The organism is Streptococcus sp. HMSC077F03 (assembly GCF_001812375.1).
Lineage (GTDB): Bacteria > Bacillota > Bacilli > Lactobacillales > Streptococcaceae > Streptococcus > Streptococcus oralis_S.
On sequence record NZ_KV808772.1, the window covers coordinates 56,379 to 82,408 of the forward strand.

The 26,030-nt window shown below is 40.5% G+C and carries 21 protein-coding genes; 4 read left to right on the top strand and 17 right to left on the bottom strand.

What is annotated here, in order from left to right; genetic code table 11:
• Positions 1-105: 105 nt before the first annotated feature.
• From folE to HMPREF2853_RS03870, 5 genes are all read right to left on the bottom strand, one after another.
• Positions 106-660, bottom strand: coding sequence for a GTP cyclohydrolase I FolE (folE, locus tag HMPREF2853_RS03850; protein WP_000380916.1), 555 nt, complete (start codon positions 658-660; stop codon positions 106-108).
• Positions 641-1,963, bottom strand: a complete 1,323-nt coding sequence (locus HMPREF2853_RS03855; protein WP_001002849.1) for a bifunctional folylpolyglutamate synthase/dihydrofolate synthase — start codon at positions 1,961-1,963, stop codon at positions 641-643. The genes folE and HMPREF2853_RS03855 overlap by 20 nt, the downstream gene beginning before the upstream one ends.
• A 1-nt stretch (position 1,964) precedes the next feature.
• Positions 1,965-2,939, bottom strand: a complete 975-nt coding sequence (gene folP / locus HMPREF2853_RS03860; RefSeq protein ID WP_000240368.1) for a dihydropteroate synthase — start codon at positions 2,937-2,939, stop codon at positions 1,965-1,967.
• A 75-nt stretch (positions 2,940-3,014) separates the two neighbouring features.
• Positions 3,015-3,722: a CPBP family intramembrane glutamic endopeptidase gene (locus HMPREF2853_RS03865; RefSeq protein WP_049477761.1), complete on the bottom strand. Its 708-nt coding sequence runs from the start codon at positions 3,720-3,722 to the stop codon at positions 3,015-3,017.
• Between the two features lie 54 nt (positions 3,723-3,776).
• Positions 3,777-5,195 carry an NCS2 family permease gene (locus tag HMPREF2853_RS03870; protein WP_000359243.1) on the bottom strand — a complete coding sequence of 473 codons (1,419 nt, stop codon included), beginning with the start codon at positions 5,193-5,195 and terminating at the stop codon, positions 3,777-3,779.
• 187 nt (positions 5,196-5,382) lie between these two features.
• Here HMPREF2853_RS03870 and HMPREF2853_RS03875 point away from each other — a divergent pair, with 187 nt between their 5' ends.
• From HMPREF2853_RS03875 to HMPREF2853_RS03890, 4 genes are all read left to right on the top strand, one after another.
• Positions 5,383-6,195: a Cof-type HAD-IIB family hydrolase gene (locus HMPREF2853_RS03875; RefSeq protein ID WP_000162371.1), complete on the top strand. Its 813-nt coding sequence runs from the start codon at positions 5,383-5,385 to the stop codon at positions 6,193-6,195.
• 282 nt (positions 6,196-6,477) lie between these two features.
• The gene (locus tag HMPREF2853_RS03880) at positions 6,478-7,467 is read left to right on the top strand and encodes a PTS sugar transporter subunit IIB (protein WP_070534921.1); all 990 of its coding nucleotides are present in this window, start codon (positions 6,478-6,480) and stop codon (positions 7,465-7,467) included.
• 75 nt (positions 7,468-7,542) lie between these two features.
• Positions 7,543-8,355: a PTS mannose/fructose/sorbose transporter subunit IIC gene (locus tag HMPREF2853_RS03885; RefSeq protein WP_001280317.1), complete on the top strand. Its 813-nt coding sequence runs from the start codon at positions 7,543-7,545 to the stop codon at positions 8,353-8,355.
• Between the two features lie 14 nt (positions 8,356-8,369).
• Positions 8,370-9,281 carry a PTS system mannose/fructose/sorbose family transporter subunit IID gene (locus HMPREF2853_RS03890; RefSeq protein WP_000818313.1) on the top strand — a complete coding sequence of 304 codons (912 nt, stop codon included), beginning with the start codon at positions 8,370-8,372 and terminating at the stop codon, positions 9,279-9,281.
• A gap of 59 nt (positions 9,282-9,340) precedes the next feature.
• On the opposite strand, the gene HMPREF2853_RS03895 is transcribed toward HMPREF2853_RS03890, so the two are convergent.
• The 12 genes from HMPREF2853_RS03895 to HMPREF2853_RS03955 all read right to left on the bottom strand — a co-directional run bounded on the left by HMPREF2853_RS03895 (position 9,341) and on the right by HMPREF2853_RS03955 (position 25,823).
• Positions 9,341-11,569 (bottom strand): HAD-IC family P-type ATPase, encoded by a 2,229-nt coding sequence (locus HMPREF2853_RS03895; RefSeq protein WP_033605604.1) that lies wholly within the window; start codon positions 11,567-11,569, stop codon positions 9,341-9,343.
• A 164-nt stretch (positions 11,570-11,733) separates the two neighbouring features.
• Positions 11,734-13,068, bottom strand: a complete 1,335-nt coding sequence (pepC, locus tag HMPREF2853_RS03900) for an aminopeptidase C (protein ID WP_033605605.1) — start codon at positions 13,066-13,068, stop codon at positions 11,734-11,736.
• Between the two features lie 110 nt (positions 13,069-13,178).
• Positions 13,179-13,901, bottom strand: coding sequence for a pseudouridine synthase (locus HMPREF2853_RS03910; protein WP_001234910.1), 723 nt, complete (start codon positions 13,899-13,901; stop codon positions 13,179-13,181).
• A 233-nt stretch (positions 13,902-14,134) separates the two neighbouring features.
• Positions 14,135-14,365 carry a GlsB/YeaQ/YmgE family stress response membrane protein gene (locus tag HMPREF2853_RS03915; RefSeq protein ID WP_000901578.1) on the bottom strand — a complete coding sequence of 77 codons (231 nt, stop codon included), beginning with the start codon at positions 14,363-14,365 and terminating at the stop codon, positions 14,135-14,137.
• A 9-nt stretch (positions 14,366-14,374) separates the two neighbouring features.
• Positions 14,375-15,616, bottom strand: a complete 1,242-nt coding sequence (locus tag HMPREF2853_RS03920; RefSeq protein WP_000243969.1) for an aminopeptidase — start codon at positions 15,614-15,616, stop codon at positions 14,375-14,377.
• 21 nt (positions 15,617-15,637) lie between these two features.
• Positions 15,638-15,790 (bottom strand): hypothetical protein, encoded by a 153-nt coding sequence (locus HMPREF2853_RS03925; protein ID WP_000776613.1) that lies wholly within the window; start codon positions 15,788-15,790, stop codon positions 15,638-15,640.
• 20 nt (positions 15,791-15,810) lie between these two features.
• Positions 15,811-16,089, bottom strand: a complete 279-nt coding sequence (locus HMPREF2853_RS03930; protein ID WP_000913062.1) for a type II toxin-antitoxin system RelE/ParE family toxin — start codon at positions 16,087-16,089, stop codon at positions 15,811-15,813.
• Positions 16,082-16,345, bottom strand: coding sequence for a type II toxin-antitoxin system RelB/DinJ family antitoxin (locus HMPREF2853_RS03935; RefSeq protein WP_000047858.1), 264 nt, complete (start codon positions 16,343-16,345; stop codon positions 16,082-16,084). The genes HMPREF2853_RS03930 and HMPREF2853_RS03935 overlap by 8 nt, the downstream gene beginning before the upstream one ends.
• Before the next feature lie 148 nt (positions 16,346-16,493).
• Positions 16,494-19,193: an AAA family ATPase gene (locus HMPREF2853_RS03940; RefSeq protein WP_000702254.1), complete on the bottom strand. Its 2,700-nt coding sequence runs from the start codon at positions 19,191-19,193 to the stop codon at positions 16,494-16,496.
• Between the two features lie 4 nt (positions 19,194-19,197).
• Positions 19,198-19,911: an ABC-three component system middle component 1 gene (locus tag HMPREF2853_RS03945; RefSeq protein ID WP_001084021.1), complete on the bottom strand. Its 714-nt coding sequence runs from the start codon at positions 19,909-19,911 to the stop codon at positions 19,198-19,200.
• 1 nt (position 19,912) lies between these two features.
• Complete coding sequence (locus tag HMPREF2853_RS03950; protein ID WP_225893247.1) at positions 19,913-21,202, bottom strand: ABC-three component system protein; 1,290 nt, start codon at positions 21,200-21,202, stop codon at positions 19,913-19,915.
• Between the two features lie 229 nt (positions 21,203-21,431).
• Positions 21,432-25,823 carry a PolC-type DNA polymerase III gene (locus HMPREF2853_RS03955; protein ID WP_049550052.1) on the bottom strand — a complete coding sequence of 1,464 codons (4,392 nt, stop codon included), beginning with the start codon at positions 25,821-25,823 and terminating at the stop codon, positions 21,432-21,434.
• Positions 25,824-26,030 lie beyond the last annotated feature (207 nt).

Consider the following 26,030-nt stretch of genomic DNA (forward strand, 5'->3'; position numbering starts at 1 on the left):
TGCTCAAAGCACTGCTTTGAGGTTGTAGATAAAACTGACGAAGTCAGTAACCGCACCTACGACAAGGTGAAGCTGACGTGGTTTGAATTTGATTTTCGAAGGGTATTATAGTCCCATTAAACGATAAGCCTGATCTCTTAGGTCCTTATCTGTTTCAAATAGACCACGAGCTACTGTCGTCAAGGTTGCAGTACCTGGTTTTCTGACACCACGCATGCTCATACACATATGCTCGGCCTCAATGACAACAAAGGCTCCCTTAGCCCCCAGATAGTCCATCAAGGCATCGGCCACTTCGATATTCAACCGTTCTTGAATTTGTGGTTTTTTAGAATAAACTTCAACCGTACGGGCAAGTTTGGACAAACCTGCCACCCGACCATCTGGAATATAGGCAATGTGCGCTCTCCCATAAAAAGGCAAGAAGTGGTGTTCACACATGGTGTGGAAAAAAATATCCTTTTCTACTACCATATTATCATCAATAATCTCAAAGGATTTTGACAGGTGTTCCTCAGCAGTTTGGCCAAGACCTGAAAAAATCTCTTGGTACATACGGGCTACACGAGCAGGTGTTTCCTGCAAGCCCTCGCGGTTAGCGTCCTCACCAACAGCCTCGATAATCATTTTTACAGCTGCTTCAATCTTTTGTGTATCCATTCTCGTTCTTCCTCTCCATCAGATAGGCTCTCACTTGGCTCAAGAAATACAAGGAACCTGTGACAATCCTAACTGTTTGTTTCTCTTCATTTTTATCTGTCAATTTCTGCTCTAGAAAATCTTGCCAACTTTGGTAATTGAGATTTCTAGACTTGACTGTCTCTTTCAGCACGCTTTCATCCGTCGCCCGACTATCATCAAAATGTGTAAGGGTAAGCTCGGTATCTGGCATTTCCCCTAGCAAGTCCAGCATATCCTCCAAGGCCTTGGTTTTGATGCAGGTAAAGAGGATTTCCTTATGATAATCCGCAAAGCGTTCTTGTAAGGTTGCTAGTAAAGCCTTGATAGCATGGGGATTGTGGGCCCCATCCAAAAGCAACAAGGGGTCGCTAGACACGACCTCCAAACGCCCTGGCCATCTGGTCTCTTTCAAAGCTTGAGCAACCAAGTCATTACTTGCCAACTCCCGCCTATCTTCTTGACAAAAAGTATCAAGTAAAGCTATGGCCATCCCCGCATTCTCTATCTGGTGCAAACCAAGCAGACCTGTTTGAAAGCTCCCTTGTCTGACAGAACTGGTATAATCAAAGATTTCGCCTGTCACCACACTCTTTTGGTGACTGACCTGATAATCTTTTCCATAGGTAAGTCTAGGCGCATTTTTAGCTTCTGCAATAGAGTCTATCACAGTCAAGGCTTCAGGAACAATATGACCTGTCACTAATGGAATGCCTTGTTTGATAATACCAGCCTTCTGCTCTGCTATGGCTTCCAAGGTGTCACCAAGTAGGGCTACATGATCCAGTCCAATGGTCGTAATTCCTGTTAAAATTGGCTGGCAGACATTAGTACTATCCAAAAGACCACCCATGCCGACTTCCATGATAGCCACATCTACTTGTTCTGAGGCAAAGTAATCATAGGCTAGAGCTGTGATAATCTCAAACTCGGTTGTTCCCTGCAAATTGTCAGCAGATTCTCTCTCAAGCAAAGACTGATAGTCTGCCATGAGAGCTTCTAGTTTCGCTTCAGGAATGGATTCCCCATTAATGCTAATCTGGTCTGTATAATGAATGAGATAGGGCGAGCTGAACACCCCAACTCTCAGGTCTAGCCCTTCCAGCATCTTTTTCAAAAAAGCAATGGTCGACCCCTTGCCATTGGTCCCCCCGATATGGATGACCTTAAGTTTGAGATGGGGATTGCCTCGCAGAGCTAGGAGTTCCACCATTCGCTCCAAACCAAAATGCGGTTGGTCCGTCCGGTAGTGGGCAATCCACTGATTGTTTTGAATTTCGTTCATCTTACTTATATTGTTTTAAATCTAGATTTTCTGCATCATCGGCCAAACGGATAGCAGAGGCAATTTCAACTGCCATCCTGTGACTGGCAACATCATGCACGCGCACCACTTCTACACCCTGTCTCGCAGCGATAGTCGTTACATGAGCCGAAGCGGTGTCCCGATTTCGGAAACCGACTTCCGTCTCAGGATTGACTTCAAAGCCATTTTCTTCTAGGATATTGATGACAAATCGCTTACGCGAAACTCCAAGAAAAATCGGATAGCCTTGCTGGTGTAGTTTATCTAGATCCCGTAGAAGGAGTAGATTTTCCTTCTTGGTCAGACCAAAGCCAATCCCTGGATCCAGCAGAATATTTTCTCTTGCAATTCCAGCTTGGTTCGCTCTCGCTAGAGCATGTTCAAAGAAAGCCTCCATCAAGTTTTCGATTGGCACTTTTTCAAAGTCAGCTAACTCTTCTTCTGTAAAAGCTTGTCTAAAACCAAAATGAGGAAATATGAGTGAACTAGGGTGCTGAGGACGAACCATAACTGGATTAAACATGATAACCACTTTTGCTCCAGCCTTCGCAACCACATTCGCCATTTTCTCATCTCCCATGAGACCCGTGATGTCATTTACCAGATTGGCACCAGCAGCCAAGGCGGCCTCTGCCACCTGACTTTTCCAAGTATCGATAGAAATGAGGACATCACTTTCCTCACGGATAGCTTTAATCACTGGAACAACACGCTGGATTTCCTCTTCTATCTCAACATAGCTACTGCCCGGCCGAGTCGATTCTCCACCGATATCTAGCATGCTCGCTCCTTCTGCTATCAATTTACGAGCCTGCTGGAGTGCCTGCTCAAGAGCAAAAAACTGCCCACCATCCGAAAAAGAATCTGGGGTTACGTTGATAATTCCGCAAATAGCTGTCTTTGCATGATTAGCTTTACTTGACATATCGGTCACTCCCTCAAGGTTTTTCACCATATTATCCCTCTATTTTACCATAAAAAGAAAAAGATGGATACGCTAGTATTCATCTTTTCCAAGCGGGCCAATGGTTTAGAATGATAGACCTAGATTTCTACTAATCAACACCAATAAGGCCAACAAACAAAATGCAATACCATTGAGAATCATATGAAGCAAAATGGACATCTCCAAACGCTCAGTCTTATAGGCTGTCCAAGTCAAAACCGTTGACATTCCTCCATAAATAATCACAGAAGGTAAATTGGTTGGCATATGGAGCAAGGCAAAGACGATTGCACCAACAACAAAACCTAGTTTTTCTTTTCCGCGGAAGATCTTTTTTGGAATAATCCCACGACACAAAATTTCTTCACAAATCGGCGCAATCAAGACTAGTAGAAAGAAAGTTGAAATCAAGGAACTATTCTGAACCAAACCATTCAGTATTGATTGGTTATTGGTTGTTCCCTCATTTGTTAGTCGAAGCAGGAGTGAACCCAAGAGATTTGTCGCAAAAATCACCAGATAACTCAGTACCAAGCGAGCCAAGTCTTTGGCCTTAAAAAAGGATAGATTAAAAGTAGCAAGTTGTGTTTTTCGTGCGCCAATAATGAATACAATCAAAACGACTATGGATAGGGCACCAACTAAGAGCCCTGACTGTAAAATCGGAAACTGTTTGTTTGCTAAAAACAAAGCAAGTCCTATAGGAAATTGAGATAGAACAAAAGCTACCAAAAGGATGAGCACCCATTTTCCTCTGTTCAAAACCTCTTGCCAAATCGTCTTATCTTTCATGATGTACCTCCTTATAATTAAAAAGGGGAGACTCCCCTTTTTCTATTATACCATTTATAGCGCCATACTGATATAGTTAAGGATAAACAAGGCATCCAAAATCCAAATCATCACGTGCACATCCTTGGCTTGACCTTTGACAACTTTTGTCAAGGTATATGTCAAGAAACCAACAGCAATCCCTTGTGTGATAGAGTAGCTGAATCCCATAAAGATAGATGTGAAGAAGGCAGGAACCGCTTCAGCCATATCATCCCAAGGGATATTTTTCAAGTTAGAAAGCATCATGATTCCGACGATGATCAAAATTGGTGCTGTTGCAGCTGTCGGAACAATCGCTAGAAGTGGGCTAAAGAAGCTAGATAGAGCAAAACAGATCGCAACCACTAGGGCTGTCAACCCAGTACGTCCACCAGCACCGATACCCGCCGCAGACTCAACATAGGTTGTAACGTTTGATGTACCTGCAATGGCACCTACTGAAGTTGCCACCAAGTCAGAGTAAAGAGCCTTGTCCAATTTAACTGACTCATGGTTTTCCCCACTTGTCGCAACGATACCAACTTTTTCACCAGTACCGATAAGAGTACCGATTGTATCAAAAATATCCGTTAGTGAGAAGGCAAGAATAGCCATCAAGGTTTCTGGTAAACGCGAAGTGTTTGAAATCAAAGATCCTAAACCTTCTGAACCAAGAGCAGCACCAAACAAAGTTCCTAAATCATTAACCGCTGATGAAAGATTATTGCTAGCAAAGTCGATCCCTGACAATTTGACAACACCAACAGCAATAGCAAGGACAGTCGTTGTTAAAATAGAAAGAATAATTCCACCCTTGATGCCTTTAACAACAAAGAAGATGGTAATAGCCAGACCTGCAAGAGCCACCAATACGGCTGGAGTATTGAAGTCTACCAAGCCTGGAACAGCTGCTGAGTTTGCTGTAAGTGCAGCTTGAGCCTTGTCCGCTCCTTCACCTGCTACAGTATAAGTACCTGGATCGATTGAGAATTTCAAGAGACCAGCATTCTTAATCCCAACATAGGCAAGGAAAACACCAATACCAGCCGAAATAGCTGAACGAAGTGTTGTGGGAATAGATTCGATGATCATTTTACGAACATTTGTCAAGGTAATAATCAGTGAAATAATTCCACAAATGAAGACCATACCAAGAGCTTCTTTCCAAGTATAGCCCATCCCAAATACAACTGTAAATGTAAAGAAGGCATTCAATCCCATACCTGGTGCTTGTGCGTAGGGCAAATTAGCATAGAAAGCCATCATCAAGGTACCGACTACAGAACCGATAATCGTTGCCAAGAACACACCTTGAACAGGCATACCCGTTTGGGAAAGCATTTGAGGGTTTACAAAGAGAATATAACTCATTGCAAAGAATGTTGTTAAACCAGCAAGCACCTCTGTACGAACATCTGTCCCGTGCTCTTTTAGTTTAAATAGTTTGTCCATCTTTAATCTCCTTTTGTTTTTTACGAACAATATTAGTATTATATCATTTATCATTCACCTTTTCAATATGTTTGTTTGATTTGTTTAATAAATCAAAGCAACTGTAGTTTTTGTTCTTATCTGCTTTTCTTCCTTCTTTTTGATATAATAGAAGACATCTTATCTGGAAACGACTAGGAAGGTTTATATGACTAAAAAAATTATCGCAGTCGATTTGGACGGAACCCTGCTGAATAGTGAAAGCAAGCTCTCCGATTTCACCAAAGAGACAATCAAAAAAATTTCAGAAAAAGGACACCATGTTATCATCACGACGGGACGTCCGTATCGTATGGCAAAAGATTTCTACCGTGAGCTAGAATTGCATACTCCCATGATTAACTTTAATGGTTCTCTTACCCATCTACCAGGACAGGCTTGGGAGCATGAAAAGTGCTTGACCTTGGACAAAAAATACCTCCTAGACATGGTCAAGCGCACGGAGGACATCCAGGCTGATTTTATTGCAGGAGAATATCGAAAAAAATTCTATATCACGACTCCGAATGAAGAAATTGCGGATCCTAAACTATTTGGCGTAGAGAACTTCCGGCCGGAAAATCAATTCAAACCTGAACGAGTAACCAAAGATCCCAACTGCATCCTTTTGCAAACAAGGGCTGAAGACAAATACGCTTTAGCGGACGAAATGAATCGTTTTTATCAGCACCAACTAGCTATCAATACCTGGGGCGGTCCCCTCAACATCCTCGAGTGTACTCCCAAAGGTGTAAACAAGGCATTTGCTCTAGAGTACTTGCTCAATGTGATGAATCGTGATAAAAAAGACTTAATCGCCTTTGGTGATGAGCATAATGACACTGAAATGTTGGCATTTGCAGGCAAGGGATATGCTATGAAAAACGCCAATCCTGCTCTTCTTCCATATGCAGACGAACAACTTCCTCTGACCAACGAAGAAGATGGAGTTGCCCACGCTTTACAAAATTTATTCCTATAAAAGGGAAGATTGCACGGTCGCAATCTTTCCTTTTTGTTTTCATTCCATTTTCACAAAAGCGGCTCATTTTCTGTATTTTTATATTAAATTTTCTATTACCATTTTCATTTATCTCTCAAAAACATTGATATATTAATATTTTTAAAAAGTCATTCTATGAAAACTTTTACATCTTTTTAGAAAAAGTAGTTGATTTTTATATGAAAACGGTTTATACTTAAAGTTAGGCTTAAAGTTTTCTTAAACATATAGTCAAACATTTTATAAGGAGGAATGACAATAATGAGTATCGGAATCATTATTGCGAGCCACGGCGAATTTGCTGCGGGTATTCATCAGTCAGGATCTATGATCTTTGGTGAACAAGAAAAGGTTCAAGTTGTAACCTTTATGCCAAATGAAGGTCCAGATGACCTTTACGCTAAATTCAACAACGCTGTGGCTGCATTTGACGCAGAAGATGAGGTTCTAGTATTGGCTGACCTTTGGAGTGGATCTCCATTCAACCAAGCTAGCCGCGTGATGGGAGAAAATCCAGAACGTAAGTTTGCCATCATCACAGGACTGAACTTGCCGATGTTGATCCAAGCCTACACAGAGCGCCTTATGGACGCGAATGTAGGTGTGGATAAAGTCGCTGCGAATATCATTAAAGAAGCCAAAGATGGCATCAAGGCTCTTCCAGAAGAGCTTAACCCAGTTGAGGAAGTTGCAACTGCTGCAGCTGCTCCAGTTTCACAAGCTGCTATTCCAGAAGGAACAGTTATCGGTGACGGTAAACTGAAAATCAACCTTGCTCGTCTAGACACTCGTCTCCTTCACGGTCAGGTTGCCACTGCTTGGACTCCAGATTCAAAAGCAGATCGTATCATCGTTGCTTCAGACAACGTTGCAAACGACGAGTTGCGTAAAGAATTGATCAAACAAGCAGCTCCTAATGGAGTAAAAGCCAACGTTGTCCCAATCCAGAAATTGATCGACGTTGCAAAAGACCCACGTTTCGGAGAAACTCATGCCCTTATCTTGTTTGAAACTCCACAAGATGCACTTCGTGCTATCGAAGGTGGCGTGCCAATCAAGACCCTTAACGTTGGTTCTATGGCTCACTCAACAGGTAAGACAATGATTAACAACGTTTTGTCTATGGACAAAGAAGACGTTGCAACCTTTGAAAAAATGCGTGACCTCGGTGTTGAATTTGATGTACGTAAAGTACCAAACGACACGAAAAAAGATTTGTTTGACTTGATTAAGAAAGCAAACGTTCAATAATGTTAATCTGTTTCTATCATTTTTGAAAACAGGATTAAATACTTTATTAAAACTAAATAGAAAAGGAATAAAACCATGTCAGATATTTCAATCATTTCTGCTATCTTGGTTGTAGTTGTTGCCTTCCTTGCAGGTCTTGAAGGTATCCTCGACCAATTCCAATTCCATCAACCAATCGTCGCATGTACCCTTATCGGACTTGCAACTGGTAACCTCGAAGCAGGGGTTATGCTTGGTGGATCTCTTCAAATGATCGCCCTTGGTTGGGCAAACATCGGAGCTGCCGTAGCTCCTGACGCTGCTCTTGCATCTGTTGCTGCAGCAATCATCTTGATCAAAGGTGGTAACTTTACTACTGATGGTATCGCCGTTGCAACGGCAACAGCTATCCCTCTTGCTGTAGCTGGACTTTTCTTGACAATGATTGTTCGTACAATCTCAGTTGCCTTAGTTCACTCAGCTGATGCTGCTGCTAAAGACGGAAACATTGCAGCTGTTGAGCGTGCTCACTTTGTTGCACTTCTTCTTCAAGGTCTTCGTATTGCAATCCCTGCTGCCTTCCTTATCGCTATCCCAGCTTCTGCTGTTCAAGACGCTCTTGGTTTGATGCCAGACTGGTTGAACGGTGGTATGGCTGTCGGTGGTGCTATGGTCGTTGCCGTTGGTTACGCTATGGTTATCAACATGATGGCAACTCGTGAAGTATGGCCATTCTTCGCTATCGGTTTTGCTCTTGCAGCTATCTCTCAATTGACTTTGATTGCCCTTGGTGTCATCGGTGTTGCCCTTGCCTTCATCTACCTTAACCTTACAAAACAAGGTGGAAACGGTGGCGGCGGAGCTGCGACTTCTAACGACCCAATCGGTGATATCCTAGAAGACTACTAGAAAGGGGAACAATCATGGCTGAAAAAATTCAATTATCAAAATCAGATCGTCAAAAAGTTTGGTGGCGTTCACAATTCCTTCAAGGTTCTTGGAACTACGAACGTATGCAAAACTTGGGTTGGGCTTACTCATTAATCCCAGCTATCAAAAAATTGTACACTAAAAAAGAAGACCAAGCGGCTGCTCTTGAGCGTCACCTTGAGTTCTTCAACACTCACCCATACGTAGCTGCTCCTATCATGGGGGTTACTCTTGCACTTGAAGAAGAGCGCGCTAACGGTGTTGAGATTGACGACGCGGCTATCCAAGGGGTTAAAATCGGTATGATGGGACCTCTTGCTGGTATCGGTGACCCAGTATTCTGGTTTACAGTTCGTCCTATCCTTGGAGCCCTTGGTGCATCACTTGCTGCATCTGGTAACATTGTTGGTCCCCTTCTCTTCTTCTTTGGATGGAATGCTATCCGTATGGCCTTCCTATGGTATACACAAGAGTTCGGTTACAAAGCTGGATCTGAGATCACTAAAGACATGTCTGGTGGTATCTTGAAAGACATCACTAAAGGTGCTTCTATCCTTGGTATGTTCATCCTTGCCGTTCTTGTACAACGTTGGGTATCCATCAACTTCACTATCAACCTTCCAGGCAAACAATTGTCAGAAGGTGCCTACATCAACTTCCCAGAAGGTCCTGTTACAGGAGCTGAGTTGAAGGGCATTCTTGGTCAAGCGCTTAGTGGTATGAGCCTAGATAGAGTTCAACCACAAACGCTTCAAGGTCAGTTGGACTCATTGATTCCAGGATTGATGGGACTTCTCCTTACTTTCCTTTGCATGTGGTTGCTTAAGAAAAAAGTATCTCCAATCACAATCATCCTTGCCCTCTTTGCAGTTGGTATCGCAGCTCGTTTCTTCGGTATCATGTAATCTCGGTGAGAATATATAAACAAAAAAGAATCAGGATTAAACCTGATTCTTTTTATGTATCAACTTTTTCTCCTAGTAAGATAATGAAAGCACCCAATCACCACTGCTAGTATGGCAACATAGAGTAGCTGTTTGGCTTCTAAAGGCACAAAAGCTCCCTGTAGGATAAAAGTATTGGCAAGTACACCAACAAGGGCTGCAAGGCTCAAAAACGTGAGCAAAAGCATCTTGTATCGATTAAAAGGCAAGCTGACCTTGGCAACTAGACACAGACCATTGATCAGGGCAAGGAGGAAGCAAATAAATTTGACCTGACCTGGGACAGTGATAAAGAAATTGGTCAAAAGAACACTAGCAACCAGAACGCCACCACCAATCGCCGCGTTGGTTAGGATATCTCTCATAAAGTGAGTGCTAACCTTTTCTTTATTGGACTCAAAAGTCAGGAAGAAGGATGGAATCCCAATCGTAATGGCTGAAATGATTGTAAACTGAATGGGGATAAAGGCAAATTCCAAACCAAATACCACACTCAAAATGGCAAAAACGATGGAGAAGAAGGTCTTTGTTAGAAAAAGAGAGGCTACCTTTTGGATGTTGTTAATGACCCGGCGTCCTTCCATCAAGATATCATAAAATACTGCAAAGTCATCTGTGAGAAAAACAATATTGGATACACTTTTGGCTGCACTCGTAGCCCCCTTCATGGCAAAACTAATATCTGCTTTCTTGAGAGCCAGAACATCATTGACTCCATCACCACTCATGGCAACTGTTTTACCAGCATTTTGCAAAATAGATACCATCTTTTGCTTCTGTTCAGGTGTCACACGTCCAAATATTTCGTGTTCCAAGACCACTCTTTCAAAGTCATCATCGCTCACCTTGGTCATATCAATAGCCCGCGCTTCTTCCTTAAAACCTGCCTTACGAGCCACCCCATATACAGCCACATGATTATCACCACTGATAATCTTCACTTCAACACCTTGAGATTCGAAATAGTCAAAGGTTTCCTTGGTATTGTCCTTAATCTCATCTGACAAAACGACGTGGCCTAGTAGTTCCACATTAGCTGGACTCGTAATCTGGTCCCTGCTATGAGCGAGTGTTAAGATTCGAAAACCTTGCTGTTTTAGATGTTCATAGTAGGCATCCATCGGCTGGGTAAAGCCTAGAAACTCATAGGCTCCGAAGAAATAGGTCCCACCCTCTTTTACTTGGACAAAGGAATACTTATTTTTACTTGAAAATGCACCGACTTCTTGAACTTCCCACTTTTTCTCACAGGTTAAGTAAGTCTTCAGAGCTCGGGAAGTTGCATTTTCATCTTCGAAATAAGCCAAATAAGAAGATAGTTTCTCTGCTACATTAGCATCCATTTCTTGGACCTTCATATTCCCCGTCGTGATAGTTCCCGTCTTATCAAAACAAAGAATATCTACTCGCGCCAAGGTCTCTACACAGTATAGCTCCTGTACCAGAACCTTCTTTTTAGCCAGCTTCATGGCTGCTACTGCTAGGGACACACTAACCAAGAGAATCAAACCCTCTGGAATCATGCCGACCAAGGCACCTGAACTTCCTAAAACAATTTCAACATAAGACCGTCCTAGACTAAAACCTCTGACATAGAGCAGAATGGCAACTGGCACCAGCAAGATCGAGACGATTTTTAAAATCTTATCCATGTAATCGCGTAGTTGAGAAGGGTATTTTTTGAATTCCTTGCTGGATTTTGCGAGTTTGTTGATATAACTATCGGGTCCGACCGCCGTCGCCGTGACCAGACAAGTACCGCTAACGACATTGCTTCCGCTCATCAGCTTGTCACCTGCTGTTTTAAAGACTGAATCACTCTCACCAGTCAGCAAGGACTCATCCACTTCGATCGTTCCTTCAAGCACTTCTGCATCGACAGGTACCTGATCTCCCAGATTGAGATGCAGATATTCCCCCAGAACGATGTCTTCTGGATCAATCTCGATCGTTTGACCATCTCGATTGACCTTGTACTTACTTTTACCAAGCAAACTTAGCTTTTCCAAAGCATTTTTTGAACGCACTTCTTGGAAAATCCCGATAGCTGTATTGATAGCAATCACACCTAAAAAGAGCATGTTCTCAAATCGCAAGGTTGTGGCTACCAGAACTGCCAGAGCCAGGTTCATGGCATTAAAGAAGGTAAAGATATTTGAAACGACGATTTCCTTGGTTGTTTTGTAGGGTTTAATGTCGCTGATATTTCGTTGACGATCCTTGATGTCTTGACTGCTTAAATACTTCATTTCTACTCCGATATCCTTTTGTACTACTATAGTAACACATATCTTTTTCTCTGTCACTTAAAGACTCAAAATAAGGAGAACTCCCTTGGCAAGCATCACCTATCGCCACTTCAAGAAGAACTTAAAAAGAGGCTAGGATTCCCCTAACCTCTTTTCTTTATGCTTTATTCTGCCAAGGCTCCCATTGGATCCCATGGTGCAAGTACGATTGGTTCTGCTTCATAGGCAGCTTGTTCTTCTGCTGTCAGCAATTCTTTACGGACAACGATTTGGTAAGTGTATTCGTCCATCCAAGCGTCTGAGGCGACAAAGTAACCATCTGCACCGACCTTGTCTCCCCATGAGTTTTCAACTTTCCACTTGGTTGACTTGCCATTTTCGTCCAAGTCCACACCTGTCAAGACCATGGCGTGGGTCATCAAACTTTCGCTGTAGTCCAAACGTCCAGCCTTGTCTTGAGTCAGTTGAATATCCATGCTTGATTCAAAGTCATAAACATCAGTCGCAAGGATTCCAGCTTTGCGGTTGCTGAGCTGGCCGACATCTGAACCAAACCAAACAGTTTCTCCTGTTTGCATTTGGGCAATCGCCAATTCTTTTAAGCGCTCCATTGGTACGTTGATGTAACGAACTGCACGGCTACCAACCACATTTCCCAACATCTCAACTGTGTAAGATTTACCGTAAGGCTTGTCAGCAGTTGGAGCATTGATAACAGAAACGTAGTCTTCTAGAGGAAGATTGACATATTTCTTGTAAAACTCTTGTGGCGTGATACCCTTTTCGCTTTGGTAGTTATCATCCTTATCGCGATAAGCAAAGTCAAATTTACGCGGTGGAAGACCTAGTGACATAGCAAGGAAGTTAAAGATTTCTTGCAAGAGGTCTTCTTTCTTAGCTTGAACAGTCGCTTGGTCAGCACCAGAAGCGAGCAAGTCACGCAAGATTTGGGCATCTTGGCGAAGCAATTTGTTAAGAATTGCATTGAGCTCACGGCTATTACTAGATGAAACAGACTCAGGGTAAACTGACTTAGGAACGACACCATATTTTTCAAAGAGGGCCACGACCATATCCCACTGTCCACCGTCTTGTTGTGGAGTTTGGAGTAGGAAGCTAACCTTACGGCTCGTCAATTCTTGATCTGCAGTCGCAATGACTTGCTCCAAGAACCAGTTGGATTTCTCGTACTTGTCCCAGAAGAAAGTGTGGGCTTGTGACAACTCAAAGTTTTCCAGTTTGTATTGAGAGATGAGTTTGTGGCGGAAGGTGTTGAGAGCTGCAAACATCCAGCAACGACCAGAGGCTTTCTGGTTAGTAACCTTGTCCTTGGTCAAATCCAATGAGAAAACAGGTGTATTGTCTACATGGCTTTGGCGACGTTCTAGGGCTGCAAAAATTCCGTTGTGGCTGGCAGCATTTTCAATCGCTTGGTATTTGACATTTGCTTCATAGTTAGCAAATAGTTTATCTGTAAATGATTCTTGAATCGCGTTCATAGATTCCTCCTTTTATTCTACTGTCTATTATAACTCTTTTCACAAATGAAGCAACCGAAAAACTTAAAAAGACAAGGACATTCTCCTCACCTTTTCTAACATAATCCAAACTAAGCAATACTTGCAAAGAGAACTTCTAACTCCTCCTTGGTCAAACGACGCCATTCTCCTTGTTCTAAGTTCTCATCCAAGACTAGAGTTCCCATCGTCAAACGTTGTAAGTCCACCACTTCCTTGCCACAGTAGGCCACCATACGCTTGACTTGATGGAACTTCCCTTCAGCAATGGTCACACGAACCAGACTTTGATTCTTTACTGAATCTACCGACACAATCTCCAGCTTAGCTGGCTGGCAGGTAAAATCCTTGAGCGGAATGCCCTTGACAAATGTCTCCACATCTTCTTGGGTCATAATTCCCTCGACGTGTGCCAGATAGGTCTTATCCACATGACGTTTTGGTGAAAGAAGAGCATGGGCAAGCTGACCGTCATTGGTCAAAAGCAGGAGGCCATGCGTGTCAATATCCAAACGCCCTACTGGAAAAACTTCCTTGGTCCGAGCAATATCATCCAACAAGTCCAACACTGTTCTGTGTTTAGAATCCTCAGTCGCTGAAATGACTCCTTGGGGCTTGTTCATCATGTAGTAGACAAACTCTTCATACTCCAGCACTTGGCCATCAAAGCGAATCTCATCTCTTTCCTCATTGATCTGCAGTTTAGCTGACTTTTCTTTTTTACCATTTACCGTCACCCGCCCAGCCTTGAGCAAGTTTTTGACTTCTGTCCGACTCCCCACAGCACAGGCAACTAAAAATTTATCTAATCTCATAGAACTATTATATCATACTCAAAAGGAGGCTGGTACAATGACCAACCTCCTTTTCGTTTCATACTCTTCAAAAATCAGATTCAAACCGCGTCAACGTCCATCTGCAACCTCAAAACAGTGTTTTGAGCTGACTTCGTCAGTTCTATACACAACCTCAAAGCAGTGCTTTGAGCAGTCTGCGGCTAGTTTCCTAGTTTGCTCTTTGATTTTCATTGAGTATCAGATTTAAGAAATTAACTTCCTCGTCTCCAGAAAATAGCTAAGACAACCATAGCACCTAAAACAGCTGGAACAATGGCTATCCCCGCTAGGTTTGGACCCCAAGTTCCAAAGAGCAGGTGCCCCAAAGAAGCACCAATCCAGCCGAGAAACATTTTCCCAAAGCATCCCATACTTTCTCCACGATTGGTCAAAGCACCTGCCAAGAGTCCCACTAGGAGACCAACAAACATACTTCCAAGCATAGCTTCTCCTTAAATTGCCCAGTCTCCATTGCGGAAGAGTGGTACGCGTGTTCCATCCTCACGGATACCATCGATATCCATTTGATTCGAACCAATCATAAAGTCCACGTGAACATCTGAACGGTTCAGTCCTGCAGCTTCAAGCTCTTCTTCGCTCATCTCTGCCCCACCAACAACGCTGGTCGCATAGGCTGCACCGATAGCCAAGTGGTTTGAAGCATTCTCATCGAAAAGGGTGTTGAAGAAGGTAATGCCTGACTGAGAAATTGGGCTTGGATCTGGTACCAAGGCACATTCACCCAAGGCACGCGCACCCGCATTTTCAAAGACAAGATCTTTCATGACCTGATCACCCTTTTCAGCAGTAATGTCTACGATTTGACCATCCTTGAAGGTCACCTTAATCCCTTCGATGATATTTCCGTTATAGCTAAGTGGTTTTGTAGAGGTTACATAGCCATCTGCACGACGGAAATCAGGGGCCGTAAAGACTTCTTCTGTCGGCATATTTGGCAAGAATCCTTCGCCCTGTGCATTGATAGCACCAGCTGATTCCCAAACGTGGTTCTTAGGTAAACCAAGTGTCAAATCAGTTCCCGGTGCTGTGTAGTGAAGGGCTGAGAATTGTTCTTTATTGAGCATTTCTGCCTTGCTCTTAAGGATAGCAGCATGCTCTTCCCAAGCTTTAACAGGATCTTCTTCGTAGACACGGCAAGTTTTGAAGATTTGATCCCAAAGAAGATCAACTGCTTCTTCATCGCTCGTAGCATTTGGAAAGACTTTCTTAGCCCATTCAAGTCCAGCAGCGGCTGCTACAGTCCAGCTAACCTTGTTGGATTGAGTTGCGATGCGCATTGGCTTCATCGCGAGTCCCATAGCTTTGGCAGAAGCTGAAAGCTTGTCCGCATCCACTCCGTTCAAGGCACCTGGATCAGATGAACGAACTCCTAGACGGCTAGCCTTGTTTCCCAAGAGGTAGTTCATCTCAGCAATCTTGTATTCTGGTACATTGTCCAGACGCTCCATCGGCGCGTGGAGGAATTTCTCACGGTTAATCACATCATCTGTCCACTGAACGATAACCTCATGTGCACCCAGTGCATAGGCTTCTTTGACAATCAAGTGAGCCAACTCGCGTTGCTCCACATCGATAGAGAGAGCCAAGGTGTGACCCGGTTGCACATTCACACCGTTTGCAACCAAAAGCTTAGCGTATTTTTCTAGATTTTCTTTAAAATTTGGTAAAACCATTTGTGTTTCCCTTTTCTATTTTTATTTTTCTTTCAAAGCAGAAAATAATCCTGCCAAAGCAATAGCACCTGAAAGGAGTGCTGTCGATAGAATAATTGTTTCATCTGCCAGCTCTAGCTGATAGTCAAAAATCTTTTCAGCAGGTTTATCTTCCGCAAAGATTCTAAGTTTCATCTTGAACTCCTTAAAATATCTTAAAATAAATCACTATGACTACCTGTCCTAAGCAAGTTTAAAATCAATTCTTCCTTGTCTACTTTATAGACCAGGAGCCAATCCGCCTGGATATGACACTCACGAACTCCTTGAAAATGCTTAGATGCCGTTAATTGATGATCACGATATCTAGCAGGAAGTTCTTTTTCTTGAACCAGAAAATTCAAAACTTCTTCTAATAATTCTGCCCTCAAACCACGCTTCATAGCCAACTTAAAATCTTTTTTAAACTGTTTATGATAACGAATCTTAAGCACGCAAGTCCTCCATCAAGTCAGAGACTGATTCAAAGGATTGGCTCATATTACGATTTTGGTCTAAATCCGTTAATACTTGAAGCAACTTCCGATTCTCGTCTAGTCTAACATCAAAAGGCAAACCCTGATATTGAATTGCCTGACGAAGGAAAATATTGATTGCTGTTGTCATATCCATTCCTAAATGATTAAAAACCTGTTGGGCCTGCTCCTTAACCTCACTATCCAAACGAATACTCATGCTCGTCTTTGACATATTCCCACCTTCTTTCTATTTATTATTTTAACAAAAAAGAAGGCTTATGTAAATCTATTAGATATACATTAGCTTTCTTAACATTGATTATTAGGATAGTCTAAAATATTCACATAGAAAACAAGACAAAGAATAAGAGTTTTACATATTATACTTGCAAGTCACTAACCTTTTCATATTTTATATTTACTTCCGAATTTGAATTTGCAAATTTATAACCCATAAACAAAGCATTTAAATCGCTATAAGTTGATAAAATGATCTGATACTTATCTATAATTCCATGACGTAAAATTTCAATAAAAGATAGTACATTCATAGCATCCATGTCTTGAACTGGATCATCTATCATTAAGAAATTCAAATTATCAGATAGTTTGAACATCGTATTCAGTGAAAGAGTAAATGCTAGTGAAACAACCGCTAACTGACCAGTGCTTAGTTGATTAATTGCATCATGATCATTATTAGAATCCGACTTGAACCTAATAATTGTCTTTGTTATCTTTTTAATCGTTTTTACTTGATTACCTGTTGCCTCATCAGTCGTCGTTTCTTCTTTATCAATTGTTGTTTTGTTATACGTTAGAAAAATTCCCAAACCTTGTTGATAATTTTGTAACATTTTTGCTGAGTATATAAAGAATGGGATACGTAGCTTTTTAACAATATCTATTTTGAACTGTTTTACCTCTTCTTTATATATAGTATTAATTTCTTCTAATCGTTCCACAGTTATTCTCAATGTTTCTATCTGACTTGATAAATCTTGAAGTTGCTGATTTTGAACTAGTTTATGCTGTCTATCAAGATAAAGTTTCTTATTCTCTAAATCTCCAATACGAATATCCTCTAATACTTCCACTTTACTTTGAAAATATGTAGGAAATATGTTCTCAGTGTCTGCTATCAGATTCTCATTAATAGCATATTTATTATCAACTGCCGAGTGAATAGCATTTTTTAATTCAAGCAATCGACTATCAATCATCGCAATATTTATTTTCGAATATGAACTTGATTCTAATTGGTATGTTTCAAACTGCAGTTCAGGAAATTCTTCCCTTAAGACCTCCAGTTCTTCCTTTATATTTCTCAAACTATTATTATCTAGCAAACTGTAAACATCATCATCAACTACTAATTTAGATTGAAATTCTTGCCAGTTTAACTGGTGCTGCTGGTTATAGTCTTTAAATTCTAACCTTCCCAACTCATATGGCACCATAATTGTGTACGACTGAATAAAAGTTTTAAAACCTTCGACATTTTGAGAATAACTTTGATACGAATTTTTTAATTTTTGTAATCTATCTAATAAATTTTTATCTACATCTATTGAAAGGCTATTTATTTCATCAATGATTTTCTGCTTCAGTTGCTGGATCCGTTCATTCAGCAATAATTGAGCTTCTTGCAATTGCAGACTACTTTGAGACGAAATTTCAGTTAGATAATTTTTATAACTATCATAAGCTTGCTTCAATTCTTCAAATGTTTGGAACTGTGAATTACAGAATGGACATTTGTTTTCATCAATATGTCGATGTCTCAACTCGTCAAACTTATTGCCTAAGTTACTCCTTAATTGTCGTAGTTCACTTAAATTTTTGTCTACCTGGCTAGCATTATTCCTCAGACTTTGGAATTTAACCACTTGTATTTTAAGCAATTCAAAATCACCTGACAATCTATCATTTTGAGTATAAGTAATGGACTGTTCTGTCATCTCAGTAATATCCGATGATAAATTAGTCAAGTAGGTATTTAGTTGCTTTCTTCGATTGCAATCATGAACAACTCTCTCATATGATTGTAGGTAATTCTCTAAAAGCACATATTCAAATAATTTTGGATTGTCTAATGAATACTTTTCCCAAAGCCATTGAGAATTTGATTTAAGAATATTTGGAGATAACATTGAAAAATATAATGCTTGTTTAATAGCCCTATCACCAGCAATATCTTTTTTTCTTTTATCTCTTTCCGTCTTTCTATTATACTCCCCTATTGAGAAATTCTTCTTAAAATCAATAATATTTTGTAAAGTATTTTGATAAGTTAATAATTTGTCAAGATTAGCAATAGAAAAAGGAGTTTCACGATCAAATACAAATTCCCTATGATTAAATAATCTATGATAAGAGACATCTGATAGTTCTTGCTGTTTTAAGTTTTGTAATTGCCCCTTGAAATCACTAATCTTTTTTCTAATAACGTTTGTTACTGTATTAATCTTTTCTATTTTCTTCTCTATTTTATCCGTTTTTACTAAAAAAGATAAACTATCGCCTCTTTCATATTCCGTTTGCTTTAGAAAGAAAGTTGTTTCTTCCTGTTGAATATAATTAAATAGATTGAAAATTTTTTCTATCTCATATTTCCCATTAATACCTAAAAATGTATCAATAGAACTTTGAGTAATGTCTTCAAGCTTAATATTATCTGTAGATCTAAAATTTGACTCGCTCACTTCCACTTGTCTAAATAACTTAAACTGACTAGCAGACTTTAAAGGTGCAAATATGTTTTTACTTTCAGTAAAACTATTTACTAATTTTCTTACAATTACAAGTTGGTCACCATTCATTTTTTCTAGCCACAATTTTATAATTACCGGCTGACCAATCTCATTCTGAAAGAAGGGCTTATTATATACAATATTTTCAGCAGTAACTTTATTAATGCGAGAAAGATTACCAGTCAATCCTAACTCAATTGCATCAAAAATCGTTGTTTTACCATAACCATTTGGTCCCACTAAAAATGTTATCCCATCACTAAAGTCAATAACTGTTTCATTTCTAAAGTTTTTGAAATTATAAAGTAAAATTTTCCTAATCTTCACAAGTTCAGTCTCCTAAAATTTGATTTAAACTATCCAGCAAAAAACTAGCTTCATTTTCAAGTTGTTTCCTAATATCAACTCCATTAAAAATTTCTAAAATATCATCTACCTGCTTTTTATGATCATTTAAACCTTCCATTTCAATTCGTGATTGGATTTTATTTTCAACTATTTCAAAATGATTATCAGAATGAGGATGAGAAGCAAATGGTAATTTAATAATTAGTTGTATAGCAATGAAGTAAGCAGTATCAAAAAACATATCACTCTCAAATTTATCAAATAAAGACTCACCCTCAGGAGATGTAGACTGAATATAATTTAGTAAATCTTCAATATTCGAGTTCAGTCTACTCAATCCTTCCTCGGTATATAAGATGACATATTTTCTAAAATAATATTCATCTTCCTCAACTTTCATAATCATATTTCTAAGACTTTCATATGATTGCTTCAGTTCATCAACTTTAATAGTTACAAATAAAGAGGTATTTTTCTTAATTTTTTCATCATTAAGTTCTTCAAAGCAAGATATCAACTTATTTGTTTGCTCACAAGTAAAAAAATCTACCCCTCCTTCGCTGCTAGATTTAAAATCCTCCCTATTATATTCTTGAATAAGGAAAAATTCATTTCCGTCCCCTCCCCACAATTCTAAATGTTCATCACATTTATGAAAATTATGTTGTCCTAAGATTTGTTGCAAAAAACTATTCATTTCAATCCTCTTTCAATTTTTCAACAGTATTCACATAATCAATATATTCTAAATTATTTGAAAATATTCTATTTTTTTCCTCTCCAAGGGCTTCTGCAAGCAACTTTTCTTTTCCATCTTCATGAATTGGCTTCTCTTCAAAAAACTTTTGTCCATTGATACACAGATTAATCAAATAGTCAGTATCAAAGCTAGCTCTTATAAAGCTTTCATTAGTCATAATTTTATCTCGAACTCTACTCTCTGTGCCCTTAGGAGCATGAATCATGCTAAGTCTGAGCGACTCATGATTTAAATTATACCGTAAACTGTCTAACGAAAGCCTTTCTTGTTTACAAGTTTTAAGAAAATTATATAAAATATATTCAATGCTAATTTCATCAATTAATCTACCAATATCGTTCAGCCTTTTTGAACCAGAAATATCGCCATCTGGATGCAAGTCAATCAGCAATTGTTCAAATTTGTCATCAGGTAAATTTAATATCTGATTTATAACAGTCGTATCAACATCATCTTCAACAATGTTATTCCAATACACTTCAAGACTTAACTTTGCTCTCCTAATAGATTGTCTCTGGCGCTTCGCTTGCGAAGTAATAATGTTGAAAATCTCTTGAAAAGATATTACCGAATAGGCACCATTCCCATTACTATGTGATTGCACAATCTGTCTAGAAATTAAATCTTTAATCTCAGACAGTGTCTCCTCTATATGTTCAATATCATCTACTAAAGAACTTTTAGAAAATTTCAAAATCTCCTTAATTTCATTTTTGCAAAAATTATCAATAGGCGATTGATTCTCTACTACTAAATCACAATATTTTTTACCATCAGGATAGGTATATAGTTGAACTTGACTCTGATTAGGGACATAAGCTGCTCTTTTATATGTTTGCTGAAATGTTTGCTTATCCATATCCCAGCCTCGAACTTCACAAATTACATGTAAAAATCTATTATTTCTGTTCGTACCCGAGGTTTGATATCCTGTAGGATGAAGTCTAGAATTTATTGTTCTAACATTAGCATAATCATTCGGATACTTTCCAGCTTTTTTGGCTTTTACTTGATGTCTTGATACTACTGTTTGAGCTTGAAAAATCTCAACATCTTCACCGCCATTTTTTTCAAGGATTAATTCATATGAGCTATAGTCTTCCTCTTTTTCTACAAGTTTTCTAAGTTCAGTTAGTGCCAAAAATATCCCAACTTTTCCTTGATGGTTATACCCACTCCAACTTGAAGTGGCATTTCGCCTATCATAATTCATTACTTTATCCTTCAACTCTATTAATTTCTCTTGTATCTTACTCCACTTTTAAAATAATAGCCTTTAGAAAACAACCACTACAAATATATCAATATTCCTAAAGTCATCAAGCTAGTTAACAAATTCTGATTCTATCACACACTCCAAAGTCCTCAATTCCCATCATTTTCAAGCCCCCTCAATCAAGATAGTTAATCTTACCAGCTTTAACTTTTTAAAAGCATTGCTATTTTTCTAATTTTATTTAAAACAAATCATCAAACAAACTCAACTGGTTATCCTCTGGCATATTGCCGAGAATCCCCATTTCATCCATCTTTTCAACCAAGGTTGATGACAGTCCACCACGCTTGCGCAGTTCTGTCTTAGAGAGGAACTCACCCTCTTCACGCGCACGCACCAACTGCTTAGCAACGTTCTCTCCCAGACCATCCATTGCTACAAATGGTGGGATAAGAGTGTCTCCATCAATGATGAATTCAGTCGCATCACTACGATAGAGGTCTAACTTGCCAAACTTAAAGCCACGTTCCCACATTTCATTGACAATCTCAAGAGTTGTATAGAGGTCAATCTCCACATTAGAGGCTTCATTATTCTTCCGTTTTTCAGCGATTTCTTCCATTCTACGCTTGATGGCATCCAAGCCTGCTCCCATGGTTTTGATATCAAAAGCCTTAGCACGGATGGAGAAGTAAGCACAGTAATAATAAATGGGATGGTGAACCTTGAAGTAGGCTACACGCAAGGCCATCATAACGTAGGCTGCCGCGTGGGCTTTGGGGAACATATATTTGATTTTCCCACAGGATTCGATATACCACTCTGGTACCTTATTAGCCTTCATAGCCTCGATGTAGCCATTTCGCTCCTCTTCGGAAATCTTCAGCCACAAACCCTTACGCACCCGTTCCATGATGGTAAAGGCCATCTTAGGTTCGAGACCCGCATGCATGAGGTAAACCATGATGTCGTCCCGACAACCGATAACGGTTGATAGGTCCGCAATCCCTTGCTTGATCAAATCCTGGGCATTTCCCAACCACACATCGGTACCGTGGGACAGACCTGAGAGCTGAAGCAATTCCGCAAAAGTCGTCGGATGCGTCTCGTCTACCATCCCACGTACAAAGTTGGTTCCAAACTCTGGGATTCCCAGCATGCCCGTCGGCGTTCCGATTTGCTCCGGCGTCACCCCAAGTACATCCGTCCCTGAAAAGAGGGCCATGACACCTTCATCATCCATAGGAATTTCATTAGGGTCAATCCCAGACAAGTCCTGCAATTTTCGAATCATGGTCGGATCATCATGCCCCAGTACATCGAGTTTGAGGACATTCTCATCGATATCATGGAAGTTAAAGTGAGTCGTCTGCCATTCAGCCGTCACATCATCTGCTGGATACTGGACAGGCGTAAAGTCGTAGACATCCATGTAGTTAGGAATAACAACGATTCCTCCCGGGTGTTGTCCTGTTGTCCGCTTGACACCAGCCGCACCCTGAGCGAGGCGTTCCACCTCTGCATCACGATAAAACTTCCCGTAGTCTCTCTCGTAGCCCTTGACAAAGCCATAGGCAGTCTTGGCAGCCACCGTACCAACCGTGCCTGCACGGAAGGCATATTCCTCACCAAAGATATCACGTACATCCAAGTGGGCGCTAGGCTGGTCTTCTCCCGAGAAGTTCAAGTCAATATCGGGAACCTTGTCCCCATCAAAACCGAGGAAGGTCTCAAAGGGAATATCCTGCCCATTTTTGCTAAGTTTATGACCACAGTTTGGACAATCCTTATTGGGCATATCAAACCCTGAACCGTAAGAACCATCCGTGATAAACTCACTATACTGACACTGACCACAAACATAATGAGGAGAGAGAGGATTGACCTCCGTAATCCCAATCATGGTCGCAACAAAACTGGACCCAACAGACCCACGAGAGCCAACCAAGTAGCCCCGTTCATTGGAACGTTGCACCAGCATCTGCGATGCCAGATAAATCACGGCAAATCCATTCCCCAGAATGGAAGTTAATTCTTTTTCAATCCGCAAATCAACAATATCTGGCAGCGGATTTCCATAAATCTCAAAAGCTTTCTTATAGGTCAACTCAGCGACCGTTTCTTCAGCCTTGTCGATGAAAGGTGTATACAAGTCACCTTTAACAACCTCAACAGGCTCAAAAATTTCTGCCAAGGCACTGGTATTTTCAATAACCAATTTGCGTGCTAGATCTTCGCCCAAGAAGGCAAATTCATCCAACATCTCATTAGTCGTTCGAAAATGAGCTTTCGGAAGAGGAGCTGGTTGGGCATGTTCACCATGACCGATGGTTCGGTTAATCATAGCTCCTTGCCCCAAACTACGTACGATAATTTCACGGTAAATCTCTTCTTCCGGTTCGATATAGTGGACATTTCCCGTAGCTAGAACAGGCTTGCCAAGACGATCCCCAACCTCTATCAAACTCTTGATAATAGTCTGGAGTTCCTCCATATCCTTAACCTGCTCCTTGGCAATCAAGGGAGCATAGATAGCTGGTGGCATGACCTCAATAAAGTCATAATACTTGGCCACCTCAACCGCCGCATCCACACCTTGGGAAACGACCGCATCGAAAACTTCACCTTCCGAGCAAGCCGACCCCAAAATCAAGCCCTCCCGATGGGCATCTAGAACCGTTCTCGGAATTCGTGGTACTCCTTCAAAGTACTTGGTATTGGACAAAGAAACCAGCTTAAAAATATTTTTTAAACCAACTTGATTCTTGACATAGATAGTCGCATGCTTAATCCGAGCTTTTTTATAAGAGTCTGGACTAATCAAATCAATGTTTAGTCTAGCTAGATCGGTCACACCATGTTTTTCTGCTACCTCTTTGATAAAGATGAAAAGCAAACGACCAGTAGCTTCCGCATCGTAGTTGGCCATGTGGTGGTGTTCAAGTGCTACACCAAAACGCTTAGTCAAAGGCCCCAAACCATGACGTTTATACTCAGGATAGAGATTTCTAGCAAACTCCAGCGTATCGATAACTGGCTGGCTAATCTTAGGCAGACCATGACGCTCATAGTTGGCATTCATAAAGCCAACGTCAAAGGTAGCATTGTGAGCAACTAAGACTGTATCCTTGCAAAATTCTTGGAATTCTTGCAAAACTTGTTCCAGTGGTTTAGCATTTTTGACATGATCATCTGTAATTCCTGTCAACTCAGTAGTAAAGGCTGATAATGGATGCCCGGGATTGATAAATTCATCAAATTCGGCAATAACATTCCCCTTGTACATCTTAGAGGCCGCAACCTGAATCAAATCATTATAGATAGCTGAAAGTCCCGTCGTTTCCACGTCAAAGACCACATAGGTCGCTTCTGACAAGCCCATCTCCACTTCGTTGTAAACGATAGGGACACGGTCCTCCACGATATTGGCTTCCATTCCATAGATCAGCTGAATTCCAGCTTTCTTAGCTGCCTTGTAGCCATGTGGGAAGGACTGGACATTCCCATGGTCCGTGATGGCAACCGCCTTGTGTCCCCACTTAGCAGCTATCGCAACGATTTCTTCAACCTCTGGTAAAGCATCCATGGTCGACATATTTGTATGAGCATGAAACTCAACCCGACGCTCACCTTCTGGCATCAAATCCTTCCGCTCATAGTGAACCACTTCCTGCACATCCTGGACGTTCATGGTCAAATCACGTGTGAAGTTATTCATCTCCACATTCCCACGAACTCGAAGCCAAGAATTCTTCTTAATGATGTCAAACTTCTGAGCCTCTTCTTCATTCTTAACCCATTTTTGCATTGAAAAACTTGAAGTGTAGTCTGTCATTTTAAAGTTGATCAAAACACGACCAGTTCTGGTCACCTTATGCTCCACATCAAAAACGACCCCTTCAAAGACCAGGCGATTTTCCTCAGTCGTCACGTCGATCATCTGGGTAACTTCAGCCTTATCTAGTTTAGGCTTGGCCGCAGCCTTTTTAGCCTGAAAATCAAAGGCTGGCTTCTCTTCTACTGGAGGAGGAGCCATTTGTTCCAGTTGCTCCATAGCCCGGAGCGCTTCCTCATTGGCAGCTTGCACAATCTGTTCATTCTCCGTATGGAAGGCTTCCTCCTGCTCTTGTGTAAGAGCATCGTTCTTTTCTATTTGGCATACAAAAGCTGGAAAACCAAACTTTTCGAGTTGCTTTGCCAAATTAGGAAGATGATTCTTCTTAAAGTGCTCCTTATCAATCGCCTCTGAACCTTCAATAATGAGTTGATTTCCTTCCGAACGAACGTTTAAATTCTGGTAAAGAGATTTAAACCCCTGACTTGCACATGGACCTTCAGAAAAAGCCTCTCTATAGTAGGCCTGCAAGAGTTCATTTGAAAATTCTTGAGAGAGAACCTTGATTTCGAAAACAGCTCGATTGCCTGTTTTAGAAAATTCTTCACTAAGCCCATTCTTTAACTCTAAAAAGATTTCAATCGGTAAAATATTAGAAAATACAAAATGAAATTCCCAAATCTTACTAATTTTATGAACCACAACACGCTCAATTTTTGCATCAACAAGAGCAGGATCCCGTCTCAATTGATCAGAGATTCCTAGTTGATTCATTAAAATTTCAAACTTACTTGACATTCATTTTCCTCACATTATTCTTTTACTATTTTACCATAATTAAAGAAAATATATGACTAGTACCATTCCTTAAGCACTGCTAGTTTACACAAATTTATTCCGTAAACAAAAAAGAAGACTCTCAGAATCTCCTTAGTAAATAAAAAAAAGATACCCTAAAGTATCCTCGTAATCGATCGGGAAGACAGGATTCGAACCTGCGACACC

Excerpts from the sequence above, each read along its gene's own strand:
- folE (WP_000380916.1), bottom strand. The coding sequence starts at position 660 with ATGGATACACAAAAGATTGAAGCAGCTGTAAAAATGATTATCGAGGCT.
- HMPREF2853_RS03855 (WP_001002849.1), bottom strand. The coding sequence starts at position 1,963 with ATGAACGAAATTCAAAACAATCAGTGGATTGCCCACTACCGGACGGAC.
- folP (WP_000240368.1), bottom strand. The coding sequence starts at position 2,939 with ATGGTGAAAAACCTTGAGGGAGTGACCGATATGTCAAGTAAAGCTAAT.
- HMPREF2853_RS03865 (WP_049477761.1), bottom strand. The coding sequence starts at position 3,722 with ATGAAAGATAAGACGATTTGGCAAGAGGTTTTGAACAGAGGAAAATGG.
- HMPREF2853_RS03870 (WP_000359243.1), bottom strand. The coding sequence starts at position 5,195 with ATGGACAAACTATTTAAACTAAAAGAGCACGGGACAGATGTTCGTACA.
- HMPREF2853_RS03875 (WP_000162371.1), top strand. The coding sequence starts at position 5,383 with ATGACTAAAAAAATTATCGCAGTCGATTTGGACGGAACCCTGCTGAAT.
- HMPREF2853_RS03880 (WP_070534921.1), top strand. The coding sequence starts at position 6,478 with ATGAGTATCGGAATCATTATTGCGAGCCACGGCGAATTTGCTGCGGGT.
- HMPREF2853_RS03885 (WP_001280317.1), top strand. The coding sequence starts at position 7,543 with ATGTCAGATATTTCAATCATTTCTGCTATCTTGGTTGTAGTTGTTGCC.
- HMPREF2853_RS03890 (WP_000818313.1), top strand. The coding sequence starts at position 8,370 with ATGGCTGAAAAAATTCAATTATCAAAATCAGATCGTCAAAAAGTTTGG.
- HMPREF2853_RS03895 (WP_033605604.1), bottom strand. The coding sequence starts at position 11,569 with ATGAAGTATTTAAGCAGTCAAGACATCAAGGATCGTCAACGAAATATC.
- pepC (WP_033605605.1), bottom strand. The coding sequence starts at position 13,068 with ATGAACGCGATTCAAGAATCATTTACAGATAAACTATTTGCTAACTAT.
- HMPREF2853_RS03910 (WP_001234910.1), bottom strand. The coding sequence starts at position 13,901 with ATGAGATTAGATAAATTTTTAGTTGCCTGTGCTGTGGGGAGTCGGACA.
- HMPREF2853_RS03915 (WP_000901578.1), bottom strand. The coding sequence starts at position 14,365 with ATGCTTGGAAGTATGTTTGTTGGTCTCCTAGTGGGACTCTTGGCAGGT.
- HMPREF2853_RS03920 (WP_000243969.1), bottom strand. The coding sequence starts at position 15,616 with ATGGTTTTACCAAATTTTAAAGAAAATCTAGAAAAATACGCTAAGCTT.
- HMPREF2853_RS03925 (WP_000776613.1), bottom strand. The coding sequence starts at position 15,790 with ATGAAACTTAGAATCTTTGCGGAAGATAAACCTGCTGAAAAGATTTTT.
- HMPREF2853_RS03935 (WP_000047858.1), bottom strand. The coding sequence starts at position 16,345 with ATGTCAAAGACGAGCATGAGTATTCGTTTGGATAGTGAGGTTAAGGAG.
- HMPREF2853_RS03945 (WP_001084021.1), bottom strand. The coding sequence starts at position 19,911 with ATGAATAGTTTTTTGCAACAAATCTTAGGACAACATAATTTTCATAAA.
- HMPREF2853_RS03955 (WP_049550052.1), bottom strand. The coding sequence starts at position 25,823 with ATGTCAAGTAAGTTTGAAATTTTAATGAATCAACTAGGAATCTCTGAT.